Genomic DNA, 2,922 nt, shown 5'->3' with positions numbered 1-2,922 from the left:
CTCGAGTGAAACTACTTAACGACGATCGCCAGAACGTCGCGGGCTGAGAGTACGAGGTACTCTGCACCGGCGTGCTTGACTTCAGTTCCGCCGTACTTCGAGTAGATGACGATGTCGCCTTCGGCTACATCTACAGGCACGCGATTTCCGTTATCGTCAACGCGGCCTGGGCCTACTGCAACAACTTCGCCCTCCTGGGGCTTTTCCTTGGCAGTATCCGGGATAACCAGACCCGAGGCAGTGGTCTGCTCGGCTTCCAGTGGGCGGACAACAATACGATCCTCAAGAGGCTTAATAGAGACCGGCACGCGGACCTCTCCTTCGCTTGGGTGACAAATGGAATTTAGGCCTTCGGATGGCGCTCACCGTCGTCGCGGTGCCGGTTCACGCTTCCCTGAAGGAGTTAGCACCCTCATGGTGAGAGTGCCAAGTCCGACTTTATGCATTGGTTAGCACTCGGTCAAGGTGAGTGCCAGATTGCGCTGCGAGCGCAGCCATATTTCGGTCCGGATGGCTCAGGGATTCACGTTGCGGATGATCGATGCCCTGCCTACCCCGGCGGAGATCCCGACGACGGCGGCGAGGATCACCGGAAGGGTTGACCCCGTCCCCGGCAGCACCAGGACGGTCGTGGCAGCGGCCAGGCCAGCAAACACGACGGCGAAGATCACCAGCCAGCCCTCCAGGAAAGCATGAGGGTTCAGCACCACCCGGCCCGCGGCAAGTCCGGGCTTCTTTCCGGCGTGTCTCCATACCGCCGCTGCAGGATGGCAGCGTTGTCGGGGCGCCCATACCGGCCCTCCCCGTTATCCATGGCTGAAGCCTAGTGCCTTCCTCCTGCCCACCAGAAGGTCACCGTCAGTGGGCATATCCGTCTATGCCCAGCGAACCAGGCCTTCCGCTGGGCAACTGTGCTGCATCCGAGCCTCAACCGTGCCTCGGTCACGCTTCGGTCGCGCTTCGACGCCGTTAGACTCCGCCCAGTAGACTGGGGAACTGGCCATCAATGGCATTCCCACCATCTTTCGAAAGCAGTTTCGTGACCCAGCAGGCACACGCCTCCACCCAGCGCCACACTGGCATCGCCCAGGAGGCGTCCCGCCGTCGTACATTCGCCGTCATTTCCCACCCCGATGCCGGCAAATCGACCCTGACCGAAGCCCTGGCCCTTCACGCACGCGTGATTGGCACGGCCGGTGCCACCAACGGCAAGGAGAACCGCCGGGAGACCGTGTCCGACTGGATGCAGATGGAGAAGGACCGCGGCATTTCCATCAGCTCCACGGCGCTGCAGTTCTCCTACCGGGACACTGTCATCAACCTGCTGGACACCCCCGGCCACTCCGACTTCTCCGAGGACACCTACCGGGTACTGGCCGCAGTGGACTGCGCGGTCATGTTGATCGACGCGGCCAAGGGCCTTGAGACCCAGACCATGAAGCTGTTCGAGGTCTGTCGGCAACGCAACATCCCCATCATTACGGTGATCAACAAGTGGGATCGCCCAGGGCTGGACGCTTTGGCACTCATGGATGAAATCACGGAGCGCACCGGGCTGATCCCGATGCCGCTGACCTGGGCGGTGGGTTTCGCCGGCGACTTCCGCGGCGTGTGGGACCTCAAGCGGGACGAATTTGTTCGTTTCACCCGCAAGAACGCCGGCGCCTCCCTTGCCACGGAAGAGCACCTGAGCCCGGCCGAAGCCCTGGCACAGGAGGGCGACGCCTGGACGGACGCCCTCGACGAAGCATCGCTGGTCATCGAATCGAACCAGCCGTTCAACATCGAAAGCTTCCACGCCGGGACGGGCACTCCGGTGTTGTTCTCGTCAGCAGTTCTGAACTTTGGTGTCCAGCACATCCTGGATACCCTGGTTGACCTGGCACCAGCCGCCGGCCCCCGCAGGGACGTTGACGGCACCCCCCGCCCGGTCGATGCCCCGTTCTCGGGATTCGTCTTCAAGGTCCAGGCCGGCATGAACCGCGCGCACCGCGACCATGTGGCATTCATCAGGGTCTGCTCCGGCGTGTTCGAGCGCGGCATGGTGGTCACCCACGCCAACTCCGGGAAGACCTTCGCCACCAAATATGCGCAGCAGCTCTTCGGCCGTGAACGAGAAGTGATCGACGAGGCCTGGCCGGGCGACGTCGTCGGGCTCGTCAACGCGTCGGCGCTGCGGATGGGCGACAGTCTCTACGTCGAGGAACCGGTGGAGTTTCCGCCGATCCCCCTGTTTAGCCCCGAGCATTTTCGGGTGGCCAGGTCCAAGGATGCCGGCCGCTTCAAGCAGTTCCGGCGCGGGATTGAACAGCTGGGGCATGAGGGAATCATTCAGGTGCTGCGCTCGGATCTTCGTGGCGATCAGGCGCCGGTGCTGGCCGCAGTCGGGCCGATGCAGTTCGAGGTGGTGGCGGACAGGATGGAGCACGACTTCGGCGCACCGATGCGAATGGAGCCGCTCCCCTATTCGCTGGCCCGCCTCACCACCCATGACGCGCAGGCAGCTCTCAGCGCTATCCGTGGCACCGAGGTGCTGGTCCGGTCCGACGGCGAGTATCTGGCCCTGTTCAATGACATCTGGGCGCTGCGCCGGGTCGAGAAGAACTCCCCCGAGATATCGCTGAGCACCATCGGCACCGATGCCGGGGACGCCCGAGGCTACTGAGATGACCGCCGCCGCCGCGACTGACCTGATCGCGCCGCTCCTGACACCTGCGGGCTGGGACCTGCTGAACTCGCTGGCTCCGTACAACGAAGCCGACACGATGCGCCTGAGCACATCGCTGCGCCGGGCAGGGCACGACCCAGAGGTCATCTCGGCCGCTCTCACCCAGTCCCGGTTGCGCTCCAGGGCGGAAACGAAGTTTGGGCCGTTCGCTGCCCGCATGCTGTTCACCGCCGCAGGCCTGGAGCAGGCCACCC

The 2,922-nt window shown here is 63.8% G+C and carries 3 protein-coding genes and 1 pseudogene; 2 read left to right on the top strand and 2 right to left on the bottom strand.

Going from position 1 to position 2,922, the window contains the following annotated elements:
• Positions 1 to 11: 11 nt before the first annotated feature.
• Both groES and K728_RS0111780 read right to left on the bottom strand, forming a co-directional pair.
• Positions 12 to 308 carry a co-chaperone GroES gene (gene groES, locus K728_RS0111785; RefSeq protein WP_019481570.1) on the bottom strand — a complete coding sequence of 99 codons (297 nt, stop codon included), beginning with the start codon at positions 306 to 308 and terminating at the stop codon, positions 12 to 14.
• 207 nt (positions 309 to 515) lie between these two features.
• A complete protein-coding gene (locus K728_RS0111780; RefSeq protein WP_162148049.1) occupies positions 516 to 707 on the bottom strand; it encodes a hypothetical protein in 192 nt (63 codons plus the stop codon).
• A 299-nt stretch (positions 708 to 1,006) separates the two neighbouring features.
• On the opposite strand from K728_RS0111780, the gene K728_RS0111775 reads away from it, so the two are divergent.
• Both K728_RS0111775 and K728_RS19290 read left to right on the top strand, forming a co-directional pair.
• Complete coding sequence (locus K728_RS0111775; RefSeq protein WP_443110974.1) at positions 1,007 to 2,665, top strand: peptide chain release factor 3; 1,659 nt, start codon at positions 1,007 to 1,009, stop codon at positions 2,663 to 2,665.
• A gap of 1 nt (position 2,666) precedes the next feature.
• Positions 2,667 to 2,922, top strand: a pseudogene (locus tag K728_RS19290) (SAM-dependent methyltransferase); the annotation flags it as partial.

The sequence above is a fragment of the Arthrobacter sp. CAL618 genome (genome assembly GCF_000468215.1).
Lineage (GTDB): Bacteria > Actinomycetota > Actinomycetes > Actinomycetales > Micrococcaceae > Arthrobacter_D.
This window is presented reverse-complemented; position numbering and strand designations above follow the sequence as displayed.